22 protein-coding genes are annotated in these 25,352 nt (G+C 42.5%); 9 read left to right on the top strand and 13 right to left on the bottom strand.

The window, feature by feature from the left end; all coding sequences use genetic code 11:
- Positions 1–452: 452 nt before the first annotated feature.
- The 6 genes from AAA970_RS05685 to AAA970_RS05660 form a co-directional block, all read right to left on the bottom strand.
- A complete protein-coding gene (locus AAA970_RS05685; RefSeq protein ID WP_338236289.1) occupies positions 453–1,088 on the bottom strand; it encodes an LA_2272 family surface repeat-containing protein in 636 nt (211 codons plus the stop codon).
- 699 nt (positions 1,089–1,787) lie between these two features.
- Positions 1,788–2,426, bottom strand: a complete 639-nt coding sequence (locus AAA970_RS05680) for a hypothetical protein (protein ID WP_338236288.1) — start codon at positions 2,424–2,426, stop codon at positions 1,788–1,790.
- Between the two features lie 597 nt (positions 2,427–3,023).
- Positions 3,024–3,491: a DinB family protein gene (locus tag AAA970_RS05675; RefSeq protein ID WP_338236287.1), complete on the bottom strand. Its 468-nt coding sequence runs from the start codon at positions 3,489–3,491 to the stop codon at positions 3,024–3,026.
- Between the two features lie 65 nt (positions 3,492–3,556).
- Positions 3,557–4,216 carry a hypothetical protein gene (locus AAA970_RS05670; RefSeq protein WP_338236286.1) on the bottom strand — a complete coding sequence of 220 codons (660 nt, stop codon included), beginning with the start codon at positions 4,214–4,216 and terminating at the stop codon, positions 3,557–3,559.
- Positions 4,217–4,319: 103 nt separating this feature from the next.
- On the bottom strand, positions 4,320–5,294 hold the full coding sequence (locus tag AAA970_RS05665) for a hypothetical protein (RefSeq protein ID WP_338236285.1): 975 nt from the start codon (positions 5,292–5,294) through the stop codon (positions 4,320–4,322).
- Positions 5,282–6,163, bottom strand: a complete 882-nt coding sequence (locus AAA970_RS05660; protein ID WP_060685944.1) for a LysR substrate-binding domain-containing protein — start codon at positions 6,161–6,163, stop codon at positions 5,282–5,284. Before AAA970_RS05660 ends, AAA970_RS05665 begins: the two co-directional genes overlap by 13 nt.
- A 98-nt stretch (positions 6,164–6,261) precedes the next feature.
- On the opposite strand from AAA970_RS05660, the gene AAA970_RS05655 reads away from it, so the two are divergent.
- The 3 genes from AAA970_RS05655 (at position 6,262) to AAA970_RS05645 (ending at position 8,276) form a co-directional block, all read left to right on the top strand.
- On the top strand, positions 6,262–6,579 hold the full coding sequence (locus AAA970_RS05655) for a hypothetical protein (protein ID WP_053404465.1): 318 nt from the start codon (positions 6,262–6,264) through the stop codon (positions 6,577–6,579).
- A gap of 190 nt (positions 6,580–6,769) precedes the next feature.
- Positions 6,770–7,726 carry a sodium-dependent bicarbonate transport family permease gene (locus AAA970_RS05650; protein WP_338236284.1) on the top strand — a complete coding sequence of 319 codons (957 nt, stop codon included), beginning with the start codon at positions 6,770–6,772 and terminating at the stop codon, positions 7,724–7,726.
- A 151-nt stretch (positions 7,727–7,877) separates the two neighbouring features.
- A complete protein-coding gene (locus AAA970_RS05645) occupies positions 7,878–8,276 on the top strand; it encodes a hypothetical protein (protein WP_338236283.1) in 399 nt (132 codons plus the stop codon).
- 111 nt (positions 8,277–8,387) lie between these two features.
- Here AAA970_RS05645 and AAA970_RS05640 read toward each other — a convergent pair whose 3' ends face one another.
- Both AAA970_RS05640 and AAA970_RS05635 read right to left on the bottom strand, forming a co-directional pair.
- The gene (locus AAA970_RS05640; protein ID WP_060685940.1) at positions 8,388–8,672 is read right to left on the bottom strand and encodes a hypothetical protein; all 285 of its coding nucleotides are present in this window, start codon (positions 8,670–8,672) and stop codon (positions 8,388–8,390) included.
- Positions 8,673–8,938: 266 nt separating this feature from the next.
- Positions 8,939–10,492, bottom strand: coding sequence for an arylsulfatase (locus AAA970_RS05635; RefSeq protein ID WP_338236282.1), 1,554 nt, complete (start codon positions 10,490–10,492; stop codon positions 8,939–8,941).
- Positions 10,493–10,867: 375 nt separating this feature from the next.
- On the opposite strand from AAA970_RS05635, the gene AAA970_RS05630 reads away from it, so the two are divergent.
- From AAA970_RS05630 to AAA970_RS05615, 4 genes are all read left to right on the top strand, one after another.
- Complete coding sequence (locus AAA970_RS05630) at positions 10,868–11,842, top strand: helix-turn-helix transcriptional regulator (protein WP_338236281.1); 975 nt, start codon at positions 10,868–10,870, stop codon at positions 11,840–11,842.
- Between the two features lie 5 nt (positions 11,843–11,847).
- A complete protein-coding gene (locus AAA970_RS05625) occupies positions 11,848–12,717 on the top strand; it encodes an AraC family transcriptional regulator (RefSeq protein WP_338236280.1) in 870 nt (289 codons plus the stop codon).
- A 74-nt stretch (positions 12,718–12,791) separates the two neighbouring features.
- On the top strand, positions 12,792–13,547 hold the full coding sequence (locus tag AAA970_RS05620; protein WP_338236279.1) for an MBL fold metallo-hydrolase: 756 nt from the start codon (positions 12,792–12,794) through the stop codon (positions 13,545–13,547).
- Between the two features lie 261 nt (positions 13,548–13,808).
- On the top strand, positions 13,809–15,821 hold the full coding sequence (locus AAA970_RS05615; protein ID WP_338236278.1) for a right-handed parallel beta-helix repeat-containing protein: 2,013 nt from the start codon (positions 13,809–13,811) through the stop codon (positions 15,819–15,821).
- A gap of 368 nt (positions 15,822–16,189) precedes the next feature.
- Here the strand turns inward: AAA970_RS05615 and AAA970_RS05610 are convergent, their stop codons facing one another.
- A complete protein-coding gene (locus tag AAA970_RS05610; protein ID WP_338236277.1) occupies positions 16,190–16,603 on the bottom strand; it encodes a hypothetical protein in 414 nt (137 codons plus the stop codon).
- 569 nt (positions 16,604–17,172) lie between these two features.
- Between AAA970_RS05610 and AAA970_RS05605 the strand changes: the two genes are divergently transcribed.
- Entirely contained in the window at positions 17,173–18,375 is a 1,203-nt protein-coding gene (locus AAA970_RS05605; RefSeq protein ID WP_338236276.1) for a C45 family autoproteolytic acyltransferase/hydrolase, read from the top strand.
- Between the two features lie 328 nt (positions 18,376–18,703).
- Here AAA970_RS05605 and AAA970_RS05600 read toward each other — a convergent pair whose 3' ends face one another.
- The 4 genes from AAA970_RS05600 to AAA970_RS05585 form a co-directional block, all read right to left on the bottom strand.
- Complete coding sequence (locus AAA970_RS05600) at positions 18,704–19,558, bottom strand: hypothetical protein (protein WP_338236275.1); 855 nt, start codon at positions 19,556–19,558, stop codon at positions 18,704–18,706.
- 270 nt (positions 19,559–19,828) lie between these two features.
- Positions 19,829–20,425, bottom strand: coding sequence for a DUF4437 domain-containing protein (locus AAA970_RS05595; protein WP_338236274.1), 597 nt, complete (start codon positions 20,423–20,425; stop codon positions 19,829–19,831).
- Positions 20,397–20,705, bottom strand: a complete 309-nt coding sequence (locus AAA970_RS05590) for a DUF4437 domain-containing protein (protein WP_338236273.1) — start codon at positions 20,703–20,705, stop codon at positions 20,397–20,399. Before AAA970_RS05590 ends, AAA970_RS05595 begins: the two co-directional genes overlap by 29 nt.
- 1,021 nt (positions 20,706–21,726) lie before the next feature.
- Positions 21,727–24,405 (bottom strand): cation-translocating P-type ATPase, encoded by a 2,679-nt coding sequence (locus AAA970_RS05585; RefSeq protein WP_338236272.1) that lies wholly within the window; start codon positions 24,403–24,405, stop codon positions 21,727–21,729.
- Positions 24,406–24,951: 546 nt separating this feature from the next.
- Between AAA970_RS05585 and AAA970_RS05580 the strand changes: the two genes are divergently transcribed.
- On the top strand, positions 24,952–25,335 hold the full coding sequence (locus AAA970_RS05580) for a CAP domain-containing protein (RefSeq protein ID WP_338236271.1): 384 nt from the start codon (positions 24,952–24,954) through the stop codon (positions 25,333–25,335).
- The last annotated feature ends 17 nt before the right edge of the window (positions 25,336–25,352 follow it).

Here is a 25,352-nt window from a genome sequence, read left to right as displayed (position 1 = left end):
CTTTAGTATTCAGTAGGCACAAAAATAACCAAAAGGTCGGTTTGGCAAAATTTGAGGGAAGGTTTTGGGGAGAAAGAGGGGGTGTGGGGAGGAGGTATTTTTTGAGTGCAGGATGTGGGGGAAGTATAGAGAGAAATTTTTGGGGTCTACTTATTGGGAAGCGCAGTCTGCTGAGAGAGTTCTGTGATTTTTAAGATTCTCCATCAGGATTTCCTTCCCTTGCCGGATTATAGCTTCTCTAAAAATGGATTAGTTTCTCATCCTCAAAAGGAACCCATTGATTTTATCAAAGGTACTTCCCTTACCACGAAGAGGTGTGGAGATTGTGAATCCAAAACTCCATACAGGACGGGGAGGAGAACTTTCATCTATTATGCAATGAATTATCCTAGTTTCTTCAAATATAGGCAAGGGCGTATGCAGGGAAAGGAGTATAGGGAGACGTCGTAATTTTATTTAAAACTCCAGTTTATTAAAGGCAAAGTCCTTTTCTGATTAGTATTCCAAACACCAATCTGAATTCCTTTCAAATTTTCAGTACTGTTCACGAAACCTAAACTCAAACCAGTTGCATTCTTTGAATTATTAGCAAATCCTATTTGAAGTCCATTAACTATATATGATTCGTTGTGAAGTGCCATTTGAAGTCCGTTGTGTATTTCGCTAAAATTCATTAAGCAGGAAAACGAAATTCCGTTTATTTGGTAATTATATTGTCCTACTAGCCCTGCTGAAATACCATTTGAAATAGAATTACTTGAGGTCCCTGAAATAGATATATTTAGTCCATTAATTATCTCGGACTTTGGTTCTTTTCTTAATTCTAAATATTTTCCTTCATAATCTTGAATAGGACTTTGAAATAGAAAAAGACATAATAATCCAGTCCCTATTATTTCAAATTTAAGTCCATTCGTATTTGTATTTCTATACTCTGCCCGACTTGAACCTAACCCTATAGAAACACCATGAATGTTAATATTCTTCTGATGAAAAGTCCATATAGGGAAATAATTTTTTCGTTCCTCAGACTGACAATAGACGCTAAGAGGGAACACCAACAACAATATGATTATCAAATTTCTCATACTCGATTAATTAGATTCATTCCTCCCGGAACAACCCCCTTAATTATCAATTGATTACACCATGCAGCAACGCTTCTTTTTGGGATCGATTCTTAAGCTAAGAAAATTAAATTACCCCAACTATCCAAATAAATATAAAATTAATTATTAACTCTAATTATTTATATTTCGATAGACCTAATAATTTAAAAAACAAATTTCTAATCCTCCTTTATGCTGCATATCATCGATCTTTAAAAAAGGACAAAGCGGTCCGCCTTGACCAGTGAGGTTGTGAAAGGGGGGGGGGTAAGTTTTTAAGGAAGGCCTATGATGTAAGGAGATGCCATGACTAGATCAAATTTGTACAACCAAGACCTCCTCTGAAAGGAAGTTGCCTGAAAACCAATAATTTTATTCGAAGCAAAACCCCTATCCCGAAGGGATTAAATTTAATAGCGATGGGAGAAAACCCATCGAAAAAATACCACAAAACACCCGAACCCTGAAGGGGTTAAATGAAAATCTATAACAATTATTGGGAGAATTTATGGGAGCAATGTTTAAGCCTTTCAGGCTTAATGTTGAGCGATGGAATCCTATTCGATGGGTTATCACCCATCGCTAATTAGTGTCACCCTTTCGGGGTTTGATATGTACCGGATGAAAGGCAACCTTGATCAAATCTCGAAGCTTAAAACAAAAGGGGTACAATTTTCATCACCAAAGAATACCCCAAAAAATTAGTTTATTAGATTCGTCATCAATAATTACGCCCTTACTATATCCATTATACCAAACTTCTGGCATATATTCCCCATCCCTCAGTAATGAGTCAGGGAGATACTCTCCTGGCTTAGCATCAAATACGACTATTTTGGTGTTTTCTGGGTAACCTGACCTTGTACTAGATCTCTTAGAGTAAAAATCTGTCGGATGTGGAACCGGAAGAGAATCCAAACTTGAATATTTTTCTTTGAAAGATCTGACTGTGAGATTGTTGGGTGAAATTTTAGGCTTTTCGTCATGCTTTAATTGGAAGCCAAAAGGAATATAAATACCCTCATCTGCAGATTTTACCATCCTTGCCACTTGCTGTAATGAATCTTTCCAATAATGAAAGTTCTTCTCCCTTATCCCTCGAAACGTGACACTATATCTAAAATAGCCTAACCTTTCTTTAATTAAAATTTCGTGAGTAGTATATAGAAATACTTTAGACTTTATAGGATCCGGAAAGGCATCTCTAATCTCATCTGGCATTTTATTCCTCCAATCATTGTATTCATAGCTCACCGTTGGAAAGCAGGAAGATATTAATAAAAAGATAAGCGTGAATAACAAAAAATTTTTCTTCATGTGATTGAGCGTACGAAAAAAATAAAGCGTAAAAATTAGTTTATAGAGTCGCCACAAAAATAACCAAAAGGTCGATTTGGCAAAATTTGAGGGGAGATTTTGGGGAATTCAGGGCTTATGGGGCAGGGTGCATTTTTGGTCGTACAAGATGGATCCGGACATTTTGGATCTACAGGTGGAGGGAAAGGGCAACTCTGGTCGAAGCGCGACGCTTCAACCAGAGTGGAGCGGGCTTTGATCTAAAAGGGAAAAGATACCTGAAAACTCATGATTTTATTCAAAGCAAAACCCTTATCCCGAAGGGATTAAATTTAATAGCGATGGGTGAAAACCCATCGGCAAAATACACGACGCTCCCCGAACCCTGAAGGGGTTCAATGAAAATTTATAACAATCATTTAGGAGAATTTATGAGAGCAATATTTAAGCCTTTCAGGCTTAATGTTGAGCAATGAAATGCTATTCGGTGGGTGATCACCCATCGCTGATTAGTGTCACCCCGTTGGGGTGGTATTTGTTCCGGATAATAGATAATTTTGGTTAAAGTACAATCCTTCGATCAGCGCTTAAAACGATGCAAAGGGATTTTCCTCACTCCTACTCCCCCATCAACTTCCTGATCAACACCACCTGCCCCAGATGATAATACACATGCTCGATCATCACATTAATATTCCTTTCCCAGCTACCATATTTTTCCTCCACAAAGGGAGCAGACAATTGCGCTTCGGGCATTTGTTCTACCAGGCTGATAAAGCGATCTGCCTCTTGAAGGAAATCATTTCTCAACTGTTGCCAATCTTCTTCCTCCTCTACGCCCATATAATCGAAGCTGTATTGATCATGGATTTTCAGCGGGCCACCGTCCAATACATCCCCCACACCTTTGAGATAATAACGGATATGAAAAGTAAGGTCAGCGATGGTATTCAATTCGGCCACTGTATGGGTAGCCTGCTGCCAGCTTAACTTTTCAATTTGCGCTTTGAAATTGGTACCGGTCACCCACTCCCCTTCTGTGAGCACCTCTTTTAACCGACTGGCTAATGTCGCTTTCTTTTCCATGGCATAATGGTTTTTGACATTAAAGGATAAAACATCAACCCCTCATTCCTTCTTCTTTATTGAAACTAATTCAAAGCCTGCTTTTGATACCAGTTTTCTGATTGATTTAAACCAATAATATGTAAAGTATCTTCCTTCAAAATATGAATCATATCATTTCTCAATATCGTAAATCCGGCATCAAATAATGCCGCTTTGGACATGGCATGCAGAGAATCCAAAAGTTGTTGATTAAGCTCTCCCAAAAAATGATAGGGTGCACCGGAATGTGGCTGAGGGTTCGGGGTTAAGGTTTTTGAAGCTTTAAAGTACATTCTCCTTTTCATCTCCCCTTTGCTGTCCATCAGCTTGGTAATCACCAAAGAAGAATCTGTCAGATTTTCTATGATAAAATCTCCTCCAAAATTCATGGCGACTTCATCTTCCCGGTTCAGTTGATGTTTGACTACTTCGTCATCCAAAACCCATGAACCATAGACACCATTAAAAAATAATCGACCATCCGGATAATAACAAAGAGATTGATTTTTGGACGAAATATGATGCTTCTCCCCATAAATCATTTCATTTTCATACAGTCGCCAAAAAGAAGCGGTTAGTGGGTGAGTCGTCTCATGGGCAGGGGTTTGGTACTGGCCTTGTGCTGACTCAGGATCCTGTTTTTGTGCTTGATTACAGGAAATGAAAAAAATTAAACCAAGTAGGAAAATAGAATGGCGTCTCATTGAATACAAATTTAGTCAGCACTAAATAAACACTTTTATTGAAATCAATCTATATTATTCGATATAATTTCCCTCACCCATTCAAGCCGATCTCCGCTCCCCCTTAAAGATCTCCTGTAAGTTTTAAATTCAAGCCATATTTCCGCTCCACCTGATTCAGCCGTTTTTCATTTTCCCATGGGCGCATGCCCACCCGGCCCCGATTAATATTGACCTCCGCTTGTTGTGCTTTGTCCGGGGCGTTCAACATCCCATAAGCATTTTCAGCTCCCTGTGTGAGCACAGACCAATACCAATCTTCCACCCAACCGTACACATAGGGGGAAAGGAATCCTACCTGAATGGCCTGAAGCAATTCAGGCTTCATCTTCAAGTAAAGGGTATCTTTTTCGGAATAGTCCTGAGAGATGCCATTATGATGAGAGAGCATCACGGAGAGCCAAATAGGTTCTCCTACCATGCGTTCTCCTGGTACGCCCACCAAATCAATAATTTTTTGAATTTCTTGCAGGTGCTTTTCACTTTGAATGGCGAAGACTTCCTCGGCAAATTTATTCCGTTTGTTTTCTGAAAATCGAAATAAAGATTTAAAAGCCAATGCCTGATCTTTCCTGAACATGGCTTCCATTTTCCGGGCAGGAGGGGAATCCAATTTGGTTTCATATTCCCGCCGATAATCCGCTTTTTTCTTTTCCAGCGATTTCCAATAATCAATTTTCTTTAAGGGACGAAATAGTGAAAAATCTTTGATCTCCCTCCATTCCAAACCGGCCTTCATGCCAAACTCCAGCCATTTCAAAGCAAGTTCATCTTCTCCGGAAATAAAGGCACATTGCGCACCCACCCACCAATCCCGCTGAAACACAAATTCATAATCCGAAAACAAGCCCTGATACAGCACCGTGGCCGAATCAAAGTTTTCCAGCATGATCTGGTCTTCCACCTTCAGCACCTGCTCATGATAATGCCGGTAATCCTGCTGCGCATTTACCGCCCGGGCACCCAACAAAAACGCCAGTGCGCACAACCACATTAACACCCTGTTCCTACTCCCTATGATCAGTTCTACATATACCATTCAAAGTGTAATTTCGCTAAAGCCTCTTTCCGTTCAGAAAGAAACTCTAAATAAGCCTTGGCCGCCGGACTATGTCGCTTTCCTTTTAACCATACCAACTGCCACATCGTCTTAATCGGCAAACCCTCCGTGGGTATAATAAATAAATCTCCATTTTCCAGTTCATGTTTCGTCCCGATCAAAGGAATAATGGAATAACCCAGCCCGGCAATCACCGCCTGCTTCACCGCCTCATTCGAGGTCAGCTCCAAACGCTTACGGTTTTTACGGGACTTGAGAAACTCATCCATCCCCTTCCGGGTAGCAGAGCCTTTTTCCCGGAAGATAAAAGGGCGATCCGCATCAAATTGCTCTTTATTCCCCACCATATAAAGTTTGTTCTCCAGCAAATCAATGGATTCCAAATCCATTCGGTCCGGGCGGACAGAAACCAGTGCGAAATCCACCTGATTCTGTTTCAGACTTTCCACCACCAAAGACTTATTGGTAACGTCCAGTTGAAGGTCCACCGCATGGTGCAAATCCAAAAATTCCGCTAAGAAGTAAGGCATCACATATTTTCCGGTAGAAACTACAGAAATTTTCAAACTTCCTGATAGCTCCCCACTGTATTCCTTGGTCTGAAATTTAATTTCCTGCGCCTCTTTCACTACGCGACCCGCCATTTCCGCAATTTCTTTCCCAAAATCTGTTATATAAATTTTTCTTCCCACCACTTCCATTAAAGGTCGATCAAACTGTTGCTGAAAATTGCGCATTTGAATCGACAATGCCGGCTGAGTCATATGCATTGCCTCAGCAGCGCGGGTTACACTCTCCTGCTTGACCACCTCCAGAAAGATCTGTAATTGATGTAAAGTATAATTCATAACGTTTGTTTATGTATTCGATAATACTAATATATAAAAATATATGGAATTTTTCATCTTTCTTTGCGTCAACAATCAAAAAAACCTAAGTTAAAATCATGAAGAATAAGCATTTAACTCCGGCGGCAAAAATCACCTTCCCTAAGACGCGTCAAATCACCCTGATCAACAGTGATTATCAAAAACCCGAAGCGGAAGAAGTGGTTCGGGATCTGATTCGCTCAAAGATTAAATTCTTAAAGCAAAAACAGTTCTCCATTTTGGAACGGTTTGGGGTGGAATCAGGGCATTTAAACCAAAGAGCTCAGGAATTACAGGAGGAATTAGATTCTTTAGAGGATTTACTACAATCTACTGTGAACCCAGAACAAGTCCTGTCCCTTCACTGCGAGATCAACATTACTTTTAACCCTTAACCGCATGTCCAGTAATCAAATCTTCTGAGAAAATCTTGAAATTATAAGGAAGTGATTTCCGATTATTTTGAAATCATAGCCACACTGCTTTTTGATAAATGAATCAAAATCACTTCCAATTTGATTTTTCCACTTCAATGGGTCTACCCATAAAATACATTTTAACAGTTCATAGACGATATTAATAAGAATGGATCTTCAGCTAATTATTGAAAACCTCACCAACCCTGCCCTTCTATTTTTCGCCCTGGGTATCATCTCAGTACAACTCAAAAGTGATTTAAAAATTCCGGAAGGTTCCTCAAAATTCCTTTCTCTCTATTTATTATTTTCCATTGGATTCAGGGGTGGACAAGAATTAGCCCACTCCACTTTTACCATGGAAATGGCCGGCATGATCGCCTTCGGTATCATCATGGCGCTATTGGTTCCCATTTATACCTTCTTTCTGCTCAAAAAGAAGTTCTCGGTGGAAAATTCCGGGGCCATAGCAGCGGCCTACGGATCCATCAGCGCCGTTACCTTTGTGACCTGCGTCGCATTTTTGGAATTACAAAATATTCCCTTCGGTGGGTATATGATTGCCACGATGGCGCTGATGGAAGCCCCGGCTATTATTGTAGGCGTACTACTGATTTCGGCTTACAAAAAACAAAATCAGGTCTGTATGAAATCCATCGTAAAGCATTCTTTTACCAACGGGTCCGTCCTGCTTATTTTGGGTAGTCTGGTGATTGGCTTTATGGCCAGCGAGGAGCAAGCGCAGGGCATCGCTCCCCTTACCAACCAACTTTTCAAAGGTTTTCTGGCCATATTTCTACTCGATATGGGCATTGAAAGCGGTCGAAAATTATCCTCACTTTTCCGCAAAGGCCCCGGCCCTTTTATCTTTGCAACGGTTATCCCATTGATCAATGGGGTCGCTGTAGCTGCCCTGAGTGGGGCTTTAAGTCCGAGTGTGGGAGACCGTTTATTGTTGGCTATTTTGGTGGCCAGTGCGTCCTACATCGCGGTGCCTGCAGCTATGAAAATTGCGGTACCCCAAGCCAATCCGGGGCTGTATATTCCCATGCCGCTTGCCATTACTTTTCCATTTAACATCACATTAGGAATACCGATCTATATGCAGGTGATACATTGGTGCTAAAAAAATGGTCACCACAATGAAAAAAGCCTTTGTAAACCATTGTAAAGCTAATCTTCCGGCTTAGTCCAAAAAGAAAATAAGTCTTGCGTTCAAATTTGATTGCTCCAATAAAGGCAAGCATTTCTTCACTTAATGGTCATTAAAATTTCTTATGAATAAGATAAGAATTATAAATAAAAATAAACTCCCTCTTTTACGCACCTTTGTAGGATTATTAAAACGAAATGAAAACCACATGTCAAAAACCAACCCATTAACAAAGCCAGACACTCCACATGCTAAAAGTAAAACCATCACTTTGATTGATAGTGATTACCAATCATTAGAGGCCGAGGAAGTGATTCATGACTTGATACTTTCAAAGATTAAATTCCTGCGGCAAAAGCAATTCTCTAATATGGAAAGATTTGGGCATAAATCTGCTCACCTGAGCCAACGTGCCAGCCAGTTACAACAAGAATTAAATGAGTTACAACAACTTTTGGATTGCCAAAATAATCCGGAGCAAGTTTTAACCATTCAATGTGAAATTAAAATTTCCGTAAATTAATTCAAGGGAAAATAAGTTGATCAAATAGGATACACAAACCACCCTTATTACAATCAAACACAAGATACATTGCCTTTACAATCCCCCGACAGTATACTGACGGGGGATTTTTTATCTTAGCTGGAACAAAACTTCCGCCAATTCCACATCGGGAGCTTCCAGTATTTCATAGGCATCCGGTATGCCTGCGGCCAGTTCAGAATCCCGGAAATTCTCCATGGCATCCCGATTTTCCCAGATGTAAATACCTCCATAGCCTCCCTGCGTACCGAGCTTCACATAGTACTTTTGAATCAGGCCTTCCAATTGCTCAAATTCCTTGGCCCGTTCTTTGGCCCGCTCCAACAATACCTCCGCGTCTAATGCAGAGTGAATTCTAATTATTTGAATGATCATCGTGCTTGTTTTTGATTCACTCCTTATAAAACCCCCGAAAGCTATTTTTGATTTTTATTGGTGGCTCCCGATTGCAAGGCGAAGGGATAGAGCAGGTCTGTTTGAGCTCCTTTTTTTCGCCTTCAAGCGAAGCGGGCGCAAAAAAAGAGCGAGCTGCGAAAGCCCGGCTGAGTTTACGAAGCGCCCCAAAGACAAAGACCCCATCCCAAGAGGAATGAGGTCCGATATGAAGAGATTCTCCTCGTTTGCAGGAGATTGAGATTATTTTAGTTATTGGAACCCGTTTTCATCATATTGTTCAACACATCTTCAATGTTAAACTTGGCGGGTTTTTGGCGTGGTGGATACTCCTGGAAAGTTTTCAGCATCTCCCCTACCTGTGCTTGGGCAGGAACCGCCAGGAATTGCGCTACGCGTTCCATCCACTCGTAATAGCCATTGGCATCGGTCGAGGCACGCTCATAAGGATCCATGCGTAAGTCAAAAATCAAAGGAACACGCAGGGCCGTAAAAGGCTCCATCCAAACCCGGAATTGATGCGCTTTCTGCTCCATAAACACCAACTTCCATTGGTCAAATCGATAGGCGACCAGGTCGCCATCATCACTCCAGTAAAAGAATTCTGTTCTTGGCCATTCCTGCCCCGGCTTTTGCTCCACCAAATTCGGCAACAGGTTGTAACCATCCACATGCACCTTGTAGGTCATGTCACCAATCTTATGGCCTTCCTGTAGTTTTTCAACAATATGCTCATCCCCGGCAGCGGCCATTAAAGTAGGCAACCAGTCCGTATGAGAGGTAATGCCATTCTCCACACTTCCGGCTTTAATTTTCCCCGGCCATCTGATGGCGAAAGGCACGCGGTAACCACCTTCCCAGTTAATATTCTTTTCCCCACGGAAAGGCGTGGAAGCGCCATCAGGCCACATATTAAAGTGGGCGCCATTGTCAGTAGTATAGATGACGATGGTGTTCTCGGCGATCTTCAATTCATCAATTTTGTCCAACAATTCACCGATCTGATCATCGTGTTGCACCATACCATCGGCATAAACATTCAATCCGGTTTTACCTTTGTAATCATCCGGCACATGGGTATGGTAGTGCATGCGGGAAGGGTTAAACCAGCAAAACCATGGGGTATCTTCGTTTTCTTTACGCTCGATAAAGTCTATGGTCGCATCCAAAAATTCCTGATCAATGGTCTCCATTCTTTTTTTAGTCAATGGGCCGGTATCCTTGACCTCACCATCTGCGGTGGACTTGAGCACCCCTCTAGGACCGAATTTCTTTCTAAAAGCCGGATCCTTCGGATAGTTCGGGTGTTCGGGAGCTTCTTCGGCATTCAGGTGGTACAAGTTTCCAAAAAACTCATCGAAGCCGTGCGCTGTAGGCAGGAACTCATCTCGATCACCCAGGTGATTCTTACCGAATTGCCCCGTCGCATAGCCCATTGGCTTCAGCAATTCTGCCAGCGTAGGGTCTTCTTTTCGAAGGCCCAGATCCGCTCCCGGTAAACCGACCTTGGTCAGTCCTGTCCGTACCGGCATCTGCCCCGTGATAAATGCAGAGCGTCCGGCAGTACAGGATTGCTCAGCATAGTAATCCGTAAATTGCGCCCCTTCATTCGCAATACGATCAATATTGGGCGTCATATAGCCCATCATTCCTTTGTTATTATAACTCACATTGGAGATCCCGATATCATCAGCCATAATGACCAAAATATTCGGTTGCTTATCCTTTCCTTTTGCCAGAGAAAGCTGTGGGGCAATCAATCCGATTGCCAGCACAAGGCTGGTGAAAATTCTTGTATTCATATCCTTATTTTTAGCATGATCAATAGTCGGAACAGGCCCAAAGTCCGGAACCGGAAATGGAGCTAGGGTGCTACAACAGTTGTTGATGTGACTATCTTCCAGTCTATTGTATTTTGAATTTGGAAGGCCATTGAAGCTTTTCTGAAATATGAAGCAGGTTGGATGGAGTATAGATATTTTCCCTAAGGTCAAGCCTCCCTTGGGGCTTTGGCTGACCATGATGATAAGACAAAGGTGGGGAAGTTTCGCCAGAGGATTGTTTCAAAATTGATGCATCCGGCATTCAAAAAAGTTCCAAAATGTGCAGGGGAATGTTTAGTTTTGGCCAGCAAACAAGCCTGATCATACTGGCATGGGACTAAATTTTTAAAAACCATGGGGAAAGAAATACTGGAGCTACATACCATTGAACAATTACCCGGACACCTTTATAAAGAGCTGGAGGAAACCTTTGGTGGAGAATGGGATGGAAAAACTTTTCAATCGGATAGCGCGCTGGGTAAAATTGAAATCACCTCCCACCAATATCCTAATGGGGCCATTATTGCGCTTGCGGATTACCTCTTGCATGCTCCGGTGCACATTACCAATCAACCCCAAAGTGATGAACCTATCGTGGCGATCCGGATCGGAATTCATGGTGATATGGAGGGCAACCGACATGCGGATGAAAATGCCGAGGGCATTCTGATTTATAATGCGAACCAGCCTTTCAAGCTTTTTTTTCCCGCCAATAAAAATATCCGATGGATGTCGGTGCGTTTTCCCCTTTCCTTTTTCGAGCTGTGGACCGCTACCAGTCCGAACGGCACAAAATTGTTGAATATTCTGCAAAGCGAGCAGAACTGGTTTTACTACCACCGGCTTACTCCGGAGCTGGAAGCGCTGGTACGTTCTGCATTTTTACACATCAAAGATGCAAGACTGGGCAAGCCTATTCTCTTTGCCCGTGCCTATGAAATCACCGCCCGGCTGGTGGCCATGATCGATGAAGGAACAGCATTTAATTTGGATCAACCTAAGGTTCATCCGGATGATTTTTATATCATCCATCAGGTCAAAGAGGATTTACTCGCCAGCTTCGACACGCCCCCCAATATTGAGGAACTGGCCGAAAAATACGGCATGAGTAAATCAAAATTACAGCGCACCTTTAAAATGGTTTTTAATGAACCGATCAAAAGCTTTTTTAATCAGCACCGCTTAGAAGAAGCCAACAGATTGCTCACCTATACAGAGAAAAGCATTTTGGAGATCAGTGAGGAATTGGGTTTTCACAGTGCCTCTCATCTGAGTAGAACTTTCAAACAGCAATTTGGCTATAGTCCGAATAGTCTGCGATCAAATTAAGCCCAATGAAACATATCAAATTTAATAAAACCATCTGTGGGGTAGATTTCCTGCTGAACGTTTTGGAACTCCGGCAAAACACCAATTCCCTCATTTTGGGAGAATGGCAGTCTGCCGATTTTTTCCAGATTGTTTTTGTGGAAAAAGGTAAGGGGAAGCTACAATTGGATGAGCAGAACATTACGCTGGAGAATCATATGGTGCTCTTTATTTCCGAAAATCAAAAATACCGCTGGGACACTCAGGCTGAAGAGCTGGAAGCGACCATCCTGATTTTTCAGGAAGATTTTCTGAATGAATTTTTCTCTGACAAATATTTTACCTTCCGGCTGCTGTACTTCTATCAGACCGAACTCCCTTTGAAAGTGGGCATCTCCCCGGATTTGGAGGCAGATTATTTGCATAAACTCCGGGAAATCAAAATCGAACTGGAAAATCCGGAAAGTGACAGCGTGCATATCATCCGTTCTATCCTGTATTATATCCTCATTCAACTCAACCGAACTTACGCCAGACAACAGCAGATCAACACGGCCATTACCAATGACAATATTGCTTATGAGTTCCGGCGATTAGTGGAGCAACATATTGTAGCTAAACAACGGGTAGCCGAATATGCTGCCCTCATGAAGGTCAGTAGAATTACACTGAATAAGGCCGTGAAGAAACATTTCAATATCACCTGCAGTGAGTTTTTAAAGGCGAGGCTGACCTATGAAATCAAGATGCAACTCCTGTTTTCTACCCATACCATAGAAGCGTTGGCACAAATCTTTCATTTTTCCGAACCCAACCACCTTTCCCGCTTTTTTAAAAGTCAGACGGGAGAAAGCCCCAGCGAATACCGACTGGCTTATCAAAATGGTAGGATTTGATGGAAAGGTGGTAGCCACTTAACTCCCGGCATTTTAGATATTTGAATCATTATTAACCACTAATAAAATTCAAAATGGGAAACACCAGTATTCAGTTAATTCGAAATGCCACACTGAAAATCAATTATGCCGGAAAAACACTACTCATTGACCCTATGCTGGGCGAAAAACACAGCATAAGATCATTTGTGGTGCCGGATCAAAATTTAAACCCGACCGTGGATTTGACCATGCCGGTCAGTGATATCCTGGAAGGCCTTGATGCAATTTTCCTCACGCATGCCCATCCGGATCATTTCGATCCTGCCGCTATGGAGATGCTTCCGAAAAACCTGCCATTTTTCGCTCAGCCTTTTGATGCAAAAATGCTCGCAGATAGTCCGTTTGAAAATGTGAAGGTCATTGAGGACAGCACCGAATTTGAGGGCATTACCATACACCGCACAGGAGGAAAACACGGACCGGAGCATGTATTAGAAGCCTTAGGGCAGGTCTCCGGATTTGTATTGCAAGCGGAGGGAGCCCCGACGATTTATATCATTGGGGATTGTCTTTGGGATGCGGAGATCGAAGGTAATATCGAAAAATATAATCCGGAAGTGATTGTCATGAATGCCGGCGGCGCTGTTTTCATGGGTGCAGACCGTATTCTGATGGATGAAGAGGAAGCGATAAAGGTGGCAAAAAAAGCTCCAAATGCGACTAAGATTGCTGTTCATATAGCGTCTTTGGATCATTGCCAGGTTAGCCGGACTTCTTTGGCAGAAAAAGCACAACAGGCAGCAGTGGAGCTCCTGATTCCACAAGACGGAAGTATCATTGAGCTTTAATCTTTGGAAAAACATCGCGTTACCGTTAAGCAATCCCGATTAATGGTAACGCTTTCTTTTCTTCTCTTTTTACCCCAAAAAGGAGATTAAACCAACATTAGGTGGCAAGAATAACTGAAAAAAATTTAAAACCGCCCTCTGCTTTATCCACTCACAAAACACCCCCTGCTTTCCCTGATATTTTTAAACATCCGGAGCGGCATCTTTTACTAATTTTTGTATCGAAATAATTCCGTGATGCCTTACAAACGATTTTTTGATATGATTAGAAATTTTTATTGCCTGTTTTTTCTGTTGGCCCTGTCCCTTTCTGCAAGCGCAAGAGACTACCATGTGGATGCCCGGAATTCCACCAAAGGAGATGGTTCCAAAGCCAATCCTTTTCAGACGATTCAGCAAGCGGCCAATATTATGGTCAAAGGAGATGTTTGCTACATCCATGAAGGAACTTATCGGGAAACCATCCAACCTAAAAATTCCGGCACAAAATCGAAGCCCATTGTATTCAAAGCCTGGGCGCAAGATAAAGTGATCATCAGCGCCACTGAGGCCGTGACCGGTTGGGAAAAGCACGAAGGAAATATCTATAAAAAAACAGGGGTTTCCATGGATTTGGCCGAACGCAATAATGTTTACTGGAATCACCAGAAGATGCAGATTGCCCGTTGGCCCAATGACACCGACAATGATGAATATACTTTAGATGCCGCCTATATTGATCTGGACAAATCCACTTGGTCGATGTCCTATATCAGCAATCAGGACATTCCGGCCATCGACTGGACCGGTGGTATCATTCATTACCTGGGCGCTCACAGTGGTTGTAGCTGGGAACGCACCATTACCGGCTTTGATCAAGCGTTGGGACGTATCTCTTTTGAAACCTTGCCTGACAAATGGCCCTTTGGCAAAACCCATAGCCCACAGCGTTTTGAGAACGGGCACCGTGGGATTTTCTATCTGATGAATAAACTCGAAGCGCTGGACGCCCCCAACGAATGGTATTATGATGCGGCACAAAAAACTTTATATTTTTATCCACCAAAAGGACTTCAACCGGATCAGGCGCAGGTGGAAGTCAGCGCACGTCAGCAGGTGGTGGATCTGCGTAAGGATTATATCGTACTGGAAGGATTGAATTTTTTCGGTGGCATGGTAACCATTAATGGCAATCATAATAAAATGACCAGCTGCATGGTGAAGCATGGAGCAGAACGCCTGATCACTAACCTCAAGGGCGCCGCGGTGGCGGATGCAGCGGTGCAAATCATGAAGGGAGAAGGAAATGTGATTGAAAAATGCGTTTTGGAAAATGGCAGTGTGAATGGCATTTTGCTGGCCAAAAATGCCGTTCGAAATCGTGTAGAAAATTGTATCATCCAGCATTTTAACACCATAGGCATTCATGCTTCTCTGATCAATAGCCACGGGCCGGAAAACAAATTCTTTAAAAACTCGGTCTACGGTTCTGCCCGAGATGGAGTAAAAGTATCCGGTGACAATAGCGAATTTGCCTACAACCACGTGCAGAAAAGTCTGATTTCCGGTGCAGATGGTGGCTTGTTCTATGTTACCGGCAACAGTGTCCCCAGAAATATTGAACTTCATCACAACTGGTTCCATGATGCCTATGGCGCCAAGCATGCCGGCAAAAAAGCCACGGGAATTTATTTAGATAATAATTCGGCCGGCTACATCGTTCACCATAATGTGGTTTGGGACATTGAATGGGGAGGCTTACGCTTCAACTGGAATGCTGTCGAAAATGAAATTTATAACAATACTTTTTGGAATGTCGGCCCTGCGGAAGAGTCATTGATCGGTAGCTGGGTTCCGAAAAGAAATGAGGTACGGACGAATGTCAAAGACAATAAATTATACAATAACATTTGTGATGTACGTCCATGGTGGCTATCCGGTGACGGATCAAAATACAAAGTTGATGAAAAAGAATACAGCGGACCGGAAGCAGATAATGAGTTCGACTACAACGTGCAATATGAAACAGTACCTTTCCATACGGATATCAAGAACAAGTTCATGCCCCTAAAGGATTCGCCGATGATCAATCAAGGGAAGAAAATTAAAGGCATCAACCATAAAGGATACAAGGGAAGTGCTCCGGACTTGGGCGCTTACGAGTATGGTGGAGATTATTGGGTTCCGGGAGTAGACTGGACGCCAACAGGTTTTGCATGGACGCCTTCAACGGATTATCTGAAGATTGGGGATGACTTTAAACCGCTACCGGAGAAGTATAAGCAAGCGAACTAGCAATGCGCTGAAAATAAAAAAGGCTTTTACCCGAATTCAGCATACTTAAATCCTCGTTTAGCTGCAAGACGGAAAAAATGAAGGAGTAGTCCCCTATTTTGCGTTTTTTCCTTAGAAGCAGGTGAATGAGGAGAAAGCAGGCTTACCCAAATTTGGGCTATTAAAAACCTCAGAAAAAAAATTCTAATTGATATAGAATTAACGTCTTGGAATAAATCAATGAATTTAGCTGTGGATAATTCGGGTTAAATCATCCTACAGCATCAAAAAAACACCGTTGAGGATCACCATAACAGCGATCTTCAACGGTGTTTTTTTTGAAAGTATAACCAGTTGCTGGTCATACACATTTGGTGAATGACTTCATCTTAATCGTCACCACATTCCAATTCCCATCCACCATCATCTTCTCGGTCCCAGTGACAGCCGGAAGGCGCCGGATAAGGCGGTTGGTTCGATCCTCTTCGACCTTCACATTCCAATTCCCATCCACCATTATCTTCTCGCTCCCAATGACAGCCGGAAGGCGCCGGATAAGGTGGTTGATTCATTCCTCCTCGACCTTCACATTCCAGTTCCCATCCGCCATCATCCTCTCGGTCCCAATGACAATTAGGATCAATTTTCATATTGGGAGGAGTAGGCCCATACCATCTGTTTCCACTCCAATGCCCATTGCCTTGTTTGGGATATATCGGCTTTACATCCTCTTTATTACATCCTGTTAATACAAAAAAAAGTAAAAGGGCAATCATGGGCATTAACTTCATTATCGTTTTCATTTTTTGATTTTTTTATGTTCGCTTATCACTGGGAAAAACGGCCCCAAAAACCCTAAGCTCCATCCATAATTATTTGATACTTTTGCATTTGGACTCCCCGATTGGAACAAGTCAGGCATTTCCGCTCTCCTGATTTTAAAAAATAATGGTGTCTGCTCCTCTGTCTAATTCCTGAACCCAATTATCCACCGCCTGATTCCGAAAATCGGACTAAAAACCTTCCTACTCATGTTTCTCTATTGGTTTTGCTGTTTTTTTAAGCCGAATTATTCACCGCTATATTTATTAGTCAATCTTAAGTGGTTTATTTTCAATTCTTTAAAACTTATTTTCTTTGAATTATAATAGCCCAAATTCGGGCAAACTGGCTTTCTCCTCATTCATCTGTTTCGTTGGAAAAAACTCGAAATAAGAAACCATTCCTTCATTTTTTCGCCTTGTCGCTAAAGGGGGATAGAAGCACGCATCATTCGGGTTAAATTTTTTATGCACTTTTTTTCCATCCCGATTAGGGAAAAGAAAAGGTTCTTTCCCAGTAGTAGGTGAATCAGAACTTTAAAAGCAAAATCATGAATAATTTAAAAACCTTTGCCTTCGCATTTGTCGCCCTATTCGGAATAAGTATGACTGCCTTCGCTACAAAAAAAACAAGCGATGTCCCTATTCCCAAAGTGGAAATCCGAGGTGGCGTGTATTACCTGGAGCTTGATGCTGCCACACCTTACCATAGAGGTATTCAACATGGAACCGCCCTTAAATTGGTCATTAACAAAACACTCTCCAATTTTGAAAATTGGTTAAGAAATAACGCCAACGCAAAAGACCCGGATCAAATGATCAGCAACTTTGTTGAAAGTACCGGGCATATTGCCGCTGTGAAAAAGGAATTGCCTGATTTGTATTTAGAAATGAAGGGGATTGCTGATGGTGCTGAGGTTGATTTTAACAAGCTATTCGTTTATCAAAGCTTTGACGAGCTGTTTCTGTACCTGATGAAGTCTGGTCAGTTAGCGATCAAGGATGGCCATTGTACCACCACCGGAATCTTCAACAGGACATCCTTACCCAACTATGTAACCCATAACAATGATATTCCCACCTACCATGAGGGCGCGGTAACCGTTCTTAAGATTAAATATCCAAACTCCGATCTTGAGATTCTCCAACAAACCTTTGCCGGGCAAATTGGTCAAAATGGGGTGAATAATTATGGCGTAAGCGTTGGGGTTAATACCATTGCTGATCTTCCAACAACCAGCTATGGGATTCCTGTTTCTTTCAAGGTGAGAAAAGTCCTGGAAAGTAAAAATACAGAACAAGCCTATCAATATCTTAAAAATACCACTGCAGGAACAGCCATGAACTTCATGATTGGTGACCGTGAAAAAGTGATTGCTGTCGAAACATGGGAAGGTAATGCTAAAATTCTTGACCAAACGGGGGAGCAGTTCAACGTCCACACTAACCATAGTTTACAGGAAAATGCACCGGTTACCTTTAAAATGGATCCATCCTCTGGCGGAGGAAGTTATGGCTACACCCAGCAGAGATTTGCTTTAGCCAAACAACATTTGCAACAAAGCAGTGCCACTATTGGCTTGGAAGGGGTCAAAGCCTTAAAAACAACGAAGCCAATTTTGGTCTACCCAGGATCGCCAACGGGCCGAACCATCATGTGTATGATTGTGGAGATCCCAAAGACCGGAAATCCCATACTTTACACCACTCCGGACGCTCCCAACTTGCATGAGCACGTCAAATTTGAATTTTAATATTCGGTCTGAGCATTTGCCAATGCCGGATTATACATGCTAAAATCCTCGTTTAGCTGCAAGACAGAAAATAGGAAGAAATAGTCCTCTATTTTGAGTTGTTTCCTAATAAGCAGGTGAATGAGGAGAAAGCAAGTTTGCCCCAATTTGGGCTACTAAAAATCAGTAAATACACTAATAGATTTAAATAGTGAGGACATTAAAGTACTTCACTGAAGCTAGTTGAAAAAAATTCAGGCTATCCTGTGCTAAAAATAAAAAAGGCTCTAAGGGAATGATGAACTCCCCTAAAGCCTTTTTTTGTTACTTCAATTAGCCGGACAAATAATTACTTCACGGTCAGTATAATTCGCTCCGCGATTTCTTTGGCGGTGGTCACTTTCGACAAATCTTCATAAAGTTCTCCATCCTGCCCGGAATGATGGCCGTGCCCGATCAATTCCATAATTTTATGCGTTTTTCTGTCCAATTCAGAGGCCGATAATATGGCCGAATATACCAAAGAAGGCTGGCCCACTACGCCGGATCCGGAGTAAATAGGATCTTCTGGAAAGCGGTCCTTGGAATAGTACTCATTCCAGTCAAAGGACTGATTCACTTCCATCATCACGCGGTATTCCTGCTCACCTTTCGGCTGATGCTGACTGTTAATCACAAAGCTTTTCACTGGCGTAGCTCCGGACACGCCATCCAAATCAGGTGCTGCTTCCAAAGGCACATACAAACCATCCGAAGCCTGAATGCCTCTTTTATGCGACCAATATGGTAATGCTTCCGGCCTTCTTTGAATGCCCGGCAATACCTTATCCCCTTCCCGTTTGGCGATCGCGAAAACACTGGAAGAGATCGACTGCGAAACATAGAGGGTATGGAGGTAATGACCTTCGAAGTCTTCCAACCAAATGGCAAATAAGGGATGCGTAAAGGCGGGTCCTTTTTTGAATTCCACACTAAAGGAACGCTCCCCCACCGTTTTGTCCATATCGATGATTTCATAATCAAAGGAAGCTTCCACCTTGCCTAACTGTTGAGAACGGTACTCATTGCCCCATTGGTATAAAGAGTTCACTATAGCATTACCCGAATAAGACAGGTAAACCAGCACCAGCAATCCTGTGAAAATCGCCAACCCACTCCAGTTTTTGGCTTTTCCTTTGGGCGCCACCTTTAAGTATTGTTTCAATGGTTTCTTATTATTGAAAAGGTGAAATAGCACCAATATCAAAAAAAATACGGCCATCAAGGTATGTAAGGCCACCACCCCCTTTTGGAATGGTATAAAATAGAGGAGTATACCCGTAAGCGATAATATTGCGAAAACAAAAAATAATATATTACCTAAAACCCTTCTGTTCATCTCATCAATAAATTTAATCACCCTAATTTTTCGCCAACCCTCCTAAGAACATTCATAACGTAAAAAAAAACTGGTCGACTTTATCCTAAAATCGGACTATTTTAATTCAAATTCGCCATTGGTTCGGATATAAAGCACAAGCTCTCTCTCCCCTACTGATAATTGATGATCACCGTTATCCGAAGAAGCAAAATAACTTCCGGGGGTCAATTTCACTGCCTGCTCCAATTTGGGAAATTGATATTGAAGGTCCCCTTTGATCACCACCGCTTTGAAACTGCCCGCATGACTCACCAATTTACCGGCAAAACCCGCTGGTAATTTCAGCATGCTTCCATAAAATTGCTGCTCATTTTTATCTCCCCAAAGCATGGCCACCTTCGCCTGTGTTTGACTACCAGCCACGGATTTACTGATCCACCGAATATCCGCCGCATTCAACCAAACAATATTCGACTGATCCATATTCAAAGGCACCTCATCGGTATGAAAAGCCTCCTCAGTCGGCTTTACCAGGTAGGGCCCCTCTTCAATTTCGATATAGGCTAACAAATTTTCTCCTTTAGCTGAAGTAATGTGCACTTGCCCCTTTGGTTGCGTCCAGAATGATCCAGCAGGCATCCACTCGTTCTCTGCTTCCGGATCATCATTATGAAACAGACCGTTAATCACCACTCCTCTGATAGGATACATTATGAATATGAGGAGGAGAAGAAAATCCATCAAAAGGCTTTAACAAAAATCCTGTTGCTTTCGTGCCATTACGGTCTCCCCACAGCGTTCCAGCCATAGTTGCCTTATCCTTTCTGGCGGGGTTCAGATAAGTCCAATTCACCTCGGAGGCCTGCACCATTTCATATTTCCCACCCTGAGGCTCCAAGGAAGCTTGCTGCTTTTTTGAATTATCACTTGATGGTGCGCAAGCCATCATGGATAAACCCATGCCCAATAGGATTCCTGTTAAATATCTCATGTTATTTGCTTTTGGGATAGCACAAAAGTAACAAGTCCAATACCCCAATACAATAACGGCCAAAAAGGATAGTGACTCTTTTTTTTTAAGAAATAAAACAACAAACCCCTAAAAAACAACACATTAAACCCAATCAGAAAACCGAAAAAAGGAATTTCAAAGGCAATTTCATCAGTCCCTCGACTCAGGAAATAATCCAAAACAGAATCGTTCTTTTCACTTTCAGTAGAAGAAAAAAACGGATTCAAAAGCGAACTAACCGCCCACTCTTCTTTCCCGGAAATTCCTGCTTACCCTGCCCCCCCCTTGTTTAAAATAAATCCGTCCCTTGAAAGACCGGCTTGGAGCGTATCGGATTTATACCAATTTAGTCTATTAGGCGAAATATTATTTGGGATATCAAATTTCAATTGAAGAAAATATCTTTCCAATCCCTCAAATATAGCCTTTAGGGCTAGTTTAACTTCAACGCACAATCACGGCTTTTTCATAAAACTACAAATGGGCAAATTATAGGAATGATCTATTTCCCAAAGGGCGGCTATTTGATTTGAGCGCTTGTTTTTAAGTGAGCTAACAACCTTTTACAGTATTGACATTATGGTATAAAATCTTCCACATCAACCCTCCGGCCTTGATTTTTTTGTTTCGTTTTTTATCAAGAAAAAATGAAAAAGAAACGATTGATGATTAAATAAAAGGTATTGAATGGCTGATCTAGCTTTTTATGAAAAAGCCCTGAACGCACAATTTATGGCCAAAATAATATTTTGTGATTTTAGGGAAGTCGATTATAATCCGACAGGCTCCTAGGAGCGTTTTAAAAGCCAAAATTTGTAGCGAAAATTTGATAAATGCAGAAGCAAAACCCGATTATTTTGAAAGAATAGCATTGCCATTGTGGAGAAATTATCCAAAATCGCTTCCAATAATTCGAATTTGCAGCCGGAGGGTGTGCTTTTAAACACGTTCTAAAGGACTATCGCCGAAAAGCTGCCCGGCTTTCTGCGAGATATCTCCTTTATCCCAGCCTACGCTTCATCAATTTTTCTACTTCAACTAAACCAAACAGCAAGCCACTGGCAGCCAGAATCCTCATCCAATCCGCACCGCTGATCGGCACACTTCTGAATAGCTGATTCATCACCGGCCAGTAAGTAAATAGCATTTGTAAAAAAATCATCACCAAAATACCGAGTATTAACCAATGATTACTAAAAAAACCAATCTTAAAGGGAGAATGATGTATGGAGCGGCAATTCAAAAGGTAAACCAGCTCCGCAAATACAATCATATTCACGGCCATAGTTCGGCCATAAGCAATAGAATGGCCCTGTTCCAAAGCAAAACGGTAAATGGCAAAGACGGCAATAACTATATAAGCACTCACCCATAACAAACGAAAGACCATTTCCCGATCCAAAATGGGCGCATCTGCCGCGCGGGGCAGCCTGTTCATCAAATTCCATTCCTTTCGCTCCACTGCCAGGGTCGAACCCAAAAAAATGGCCGTACTCATATTAATCCAAAGAATTTGCAAAGGCAGAATAGGTAATGCCACGCCCATAAGTGCGGCCATCAGAATGACCATTCCCTCCGAAATATTGGTTGGTAATGTCCAGCCAATAAACTTGATCAAATTATCCAGCACCGCCCGGCCTTCTTCAACAGCTGCCCGGATAGTAGCAAAATTATCGTCCGTCAAAATCATATCTGAAGTCTCCCGGGCTACCTCTGTCCCCCCTTTCCCCATGGCCACCCCAATATTCGCCTGTTGCAAAGCCGGTGCATCATTCACTCCATCACCAGTCATGGCTGCAATATGCCCTTTGTGCTGAAGCGCTTTCACCAACTGCAACTTTTGCTCCGGACTCACCCTTGCAAATACGGAATACTCTTCCGCCAATGATGGGATTTCCTTTTCCTCCAAATCATTCAATTCCAAACCACTCATCCCCTTTTCCGCATTGTTCATACCGAGCTGTCTGGCAATGGCCTGAGCAGTACTTTTGTGATCTCCGGTAATCATTTTCACCTTCATTCCGGCCTTCTGCACTGCATCGACCGCCTCAATAGCCTCCGGACGCGGAGGATCAATCATTGCCTGCAATCCAAAAAACTCCAGGCCCGATCTGGCATCCGACTCTTCCACTTCGGACTGCTGCGCCTTTATTGCCTTTCCCGCAAAAGCCAAAACCCGCATCCCCTTCTTCCCAAAGGCCTCTGCCTGTTGAAGAATCAGTGCTTTTTCAGACTCCAATAAAGTATCACAGAAAGTCATGATTCTTTCCACAGATCCTTTTACATATAAAATATTATTAGTGAAGCCCTTATGTAAAGTGGCACTATACTGATGCTCAGACTCAAAAGGTATAGCATCCAGCCGTGGAAAGTCCACCATTAACTTGGCCGCATCCAGCCCGGCTTTCTGGGCCACCACTATTAATGCACCTTCCGTCGGATCACCGTTGATCTCCCACTCCTTTTCCTGCACCAATTGGGCATCATTACACAAATAACCACAATGCAGCAAGGTGGTCAGGCTCCTCTCTTGCAGGGCATTTATTTTTTGCCCTTTATAAAAAATTTCTCCTACCGGCGCATAGCCCACTCCACTAACCGAATAGACCTTGCCTTCACAATAAAGCGCTTGAACAGTCATCTGATTTTGGGTGAGTGTGCCGGTTTTGTCCGAACAAATCACGGTAGTACTCCCCAGCGTCTCCACTGCCGGCAACTTTCGGATGATGGCTTTCCTTCGGGCCATGCGGGAAACCCCGATGGCCAGGGTGATGGTCACTACCGCTGGAAGCCCTTCCGGAATAGCCCCCACCGCCAGTGCTACTCCCTCCAAAATCACCTCCTCCAGGCTATGCCCACGATACAGACTAAGCGCCATGGCGAATAAGGCCAATGCCAGAATTATCCATAATAAACGATAGGCGAATTGATTAATTTTTTGGGTTAAGGGTGTTTCCAACACTTCTGCCGAGGCAATCATGGTGTTGATTTTTCCCATTTCCGTATCATTTCCGGTCGCCACCACTAAGCCTCTGGCGGTACCGTGCGTCACCAATGAACCAAGGAAAGAAAGGTTTTTTCGGTCTCCCAAAGCCACTTCATCGGGAATCACCGCTATTTGTTTTTCAACGGGTAATGACTCCCCGGTTAAAGCTGATTCATCCACCTGTAGCGCCCTTTCGGAAATAATCCGAATATCAGCGGGCACCTTATCACCGGCATTAAGCTGGATAATATCCCCCGGCACCAACTCTTGAGCCGGAACAATTTGAAAAACACCCGCTCTTAAAACCTGCGCCTGAGCCATTAAAGATTTGGATAAAGAAGCAATGGCTTTCAGGGCTTTCAGCTCCTGTACATAGCCAATAATGGCATTAATGGCCACCACCCCGAAGATTGCGCCCATCTCCACCCATTCTTCTAAAAATCCAACCGCAATCCCGGCAACAATCAAAATATAAACCAATGGCTGCTGAAATTGCTTGAAAAAGAGCTTCCATTTGGATTCTCCTTCTTTGGTGGCAATTTCATTTTTCCCGAACCGTAATTGTTGGGCTTCCACCTGATGACCTTTCAGTCCATGATAAGGATCGGTGGAAAATTGAGACATGAGCGCTTCCACTTCCTGTTGATAACAGTGCTTCCGGCTATGTTTTGTTGATAAGATAGACTCTTCCATGCCAAAAATCTTTAAACCCATTATAAAAGGGGCAATGGTGAACAATGGAGTGCCTGTTGAAGTAGGTTATACTTATATATACGATCCAGGAAATCTAAGGGACAGCCATTTAGGCCGAATTATTCACCGCTAGATTTAGCAGTTCACTAATTTTTTTAACAGGATGTTGCGCTTGGCTTTGCTGATTTTTTATCGCCCCAATTGGGGCAAACTCGCTTTCTCCTCGCTCATTGGCGTCTTTTAAAAAACCCCGAATTGGAAGAACCTCTTGATTTCCCCGGCTTACGGTGCAAGGAGGATTTAAGCATAAATATTCAGGCCTATATTCCTGACTGCCTTTCCATGATAAAGGATGCCCCGGGACGGGCCTTGGTGCCGTTACGTTCTAATTGCCAAGAAACAGGAGGGGCCACTGTCCATCAAATCGTTTCTTTTATTGCCTTTAGGAATTTAATATCCATTACCATAACTTGGTTGAAAAGTTCAGGAGATTTTCCAATCCTGTGATTTGAGGGATCCCCATTAATCAAAACTCCCGAAAACTATATGACCAAAATTTATTTTTCCATCCTTTTATTCCTGCTTCCATTTTATAGTGTCCGACAAAAGAATGAGATGAAATCCTATTTGGAAATTGTGAATGCTTACCGGGCCTCCAAAGACTTGGCGCCATTAAAATGGGATAATTATATGTACAGCTTCGCCCAAAAAAGAGCTGAAGCCCTCCAATATGAGTACAGCACAGCACATTTCAGCAAGGATTGGAAAATTAATATCCAAAGGCAAGATGATATTCGGCTTAATCCTATCGATGTCTGGATGGAATCTCCGGAATATAAAAAAAACCTGAATAGCCCCTATCTGGTCAGTTCCTGTATTGCAAAATATGAGGTGGAGGGTACCACCTATTATGTGCAATTATTTCGATAAAACAACAAATAGCTGCG

Source organism: Persicobacter diffluens (assembly GCF_036244895.1).
Taxonomy (GTDB): Bacteria; Bacteroidota; Bacteroidia; order Cytophagales; family Cyclobacteriaceae; genus Persicobacter; species Persicobacter diffluens.
The sequence above is the reverse complement of the archived record's forward strand: the minus strand, read 5'-3'. Positions and strand labels throughout refer to the sequence as shown.

What these genes read in the sequence shown, in the direction of transcription:
- AAA970_RS05660 (WP_060685944.1), bottom strand. Translation starts at nt 6,163, where the DNA reads ATGAATTATACTTTACATCAATTACAGATCTTTCTGGAGGTGGTCAAG.
- AAA970_RS05585 (WP_338236272.1), bottom strand. Translation starts at nt 24,405, where the DNA reads ATGGAAGAGTCTATCTTATCAACAAAACATAGCCGGAAGCACTGTTAT.
- AAA970_RS05640 (WP_060685940.1), bottom strand. Translation starts at nt 8,672, where the DNA reads ATGATCATTCAAATAATTAGAATTCACTCTGCATTAGACGCGGAGGTA.
- AAA970_RS05620 (WP_338236279.1), top strand. Translation starts at nt 12,792, where the DNA reads ATGGGAAACACCAGTATTCAGTTAATTCGAAATGCCACACTGAAAATC.
- AAA970_RS05680 (WP_338236288.1), bottom strand. Translation starts at nt 2,426, where the DNA reads ATGAAGAAAAATTTTTTGTTATTCACGCTTATCTTTTTATTAATATCT.
- AAA970_RS05625 (WP_338236280.1), top strand. Translation starts at nt 11,848, where the DNA reads ATGAAACATATCAAATTTAATAAAACCATCTGTGGGGTAGATTTCCTG.
- AAA970_RS05650 (WP_338236284.1), top strand. Translation starts at nt 6,770, where the DNA reads ATGGATCTTCAGCTAATTATTGAAAACCTCACCAACCCTGCCCTTCTA.
- AAA970_RS05610 (WP_338236277.1), bottom strand. Translation starts at nt 16,603, where the DNA reads ATGAAAACGATAATGAAGTTAATGCCCATGATTGCCCTTTTACTTTTT.
- AAA970_RS05655 (WP_053404465.1), top strand. Translation starts at nt 6,262, where the DNA reads ATGAAGAATAAGCATTTAACTCCGGCGGCAAAAATCACCTTCCCTAAG.
- AAA970_RS05685 (WP_338236289.1), bottom strand. Translation starts at nt 1,088, where the DNA reads ATGAGAAATTTGATAATCATATTGTTGTTGGTGTTCCCTCTTAGCGTC.
- AAA970_RS05590 (WP_338236273.1), bottom strand. Translation starts at nt 20,705, where the DNA reads ATGAGATATTTAACAGGAATCCTATTGGGCATGGGTTTATCCATGATG.
- AAA970_RS05670 (WP_338236286.1), bottom strand. Translation starts at nt 4,216, where the DNA reads ATGAGACGCCATTCTATTTTCCTACTTGGTTTAATTTTTTTCATTTCC.
- AAA970_RS05630 (WP_338236281.1), top strand. Translation starts at nt 10,868, where the DNA reads ATGGGGAAAGAAATACTGGAGCTACATACCATTGAACAATTACCCGGA.
- AAA970_RS05615 (WP_338236278.1), top strand. Translation starts at nt 13,809, where the DNA reads ATGATTAGAAATTTTTATTGCCTGTTTTTTCTGTTGGCCCTGTCCCTT.
- AAA970_RS05580 (WP_338236271.1), top strand. Translation starts at nt 24,952, where the DNA reads ATGACCAAAATTTATTTTTCCATCCTTTTATTCCTGCTTCCATTTTAT.
- AAA970_RS05595 (WP_338236274.1), bottom strand. Translation starts at nt 20,425, where the DNA reads ATGTATCCTATCAGAGGAGTGGTGATTAACGGTCTGTTTCATAATGAT.
- AAA970_RS05635 (WP_338236282.1), bottom strand. Translation starts at nt 10,492, where the DNA reads ATGAATACAAGAATTTTCACCAGCCTTGTGCTGGCAATCGGATTGATT.
- AAA970_RS05605 (WP_338236276.1), top strand. Translation starts at nt 17,173, where the DNA reads ATGAATAATTTAAAAACCTTTGCCTTCGCATTTGTCGCCCTATTCGGA.
- AAA970_RS05675 (WP_338236287.1), bottom strand. Translation starts at nt 3,491, where the DNA reads ATGGAAAAGAAAGCGACATTAGCCAGTCGGTTAAAAGAGGTGCTCACA.
- AAA970_RS05645 (WP_338236283.1), top strand. Translation starts at nt 7,878, where the DNA reads ATGAATAAGATAAGAATTATAAATAAAAATAAACTCCCTCTTTTACGC.
- AAA970_RS05665 (WP_338236285.1), bottom strand. Translation starts at nt 5,294, where the DNA reads ATGGTATATGTAGAACTGATCATAGGGAGTAGGAACAGGGTGTTAATG.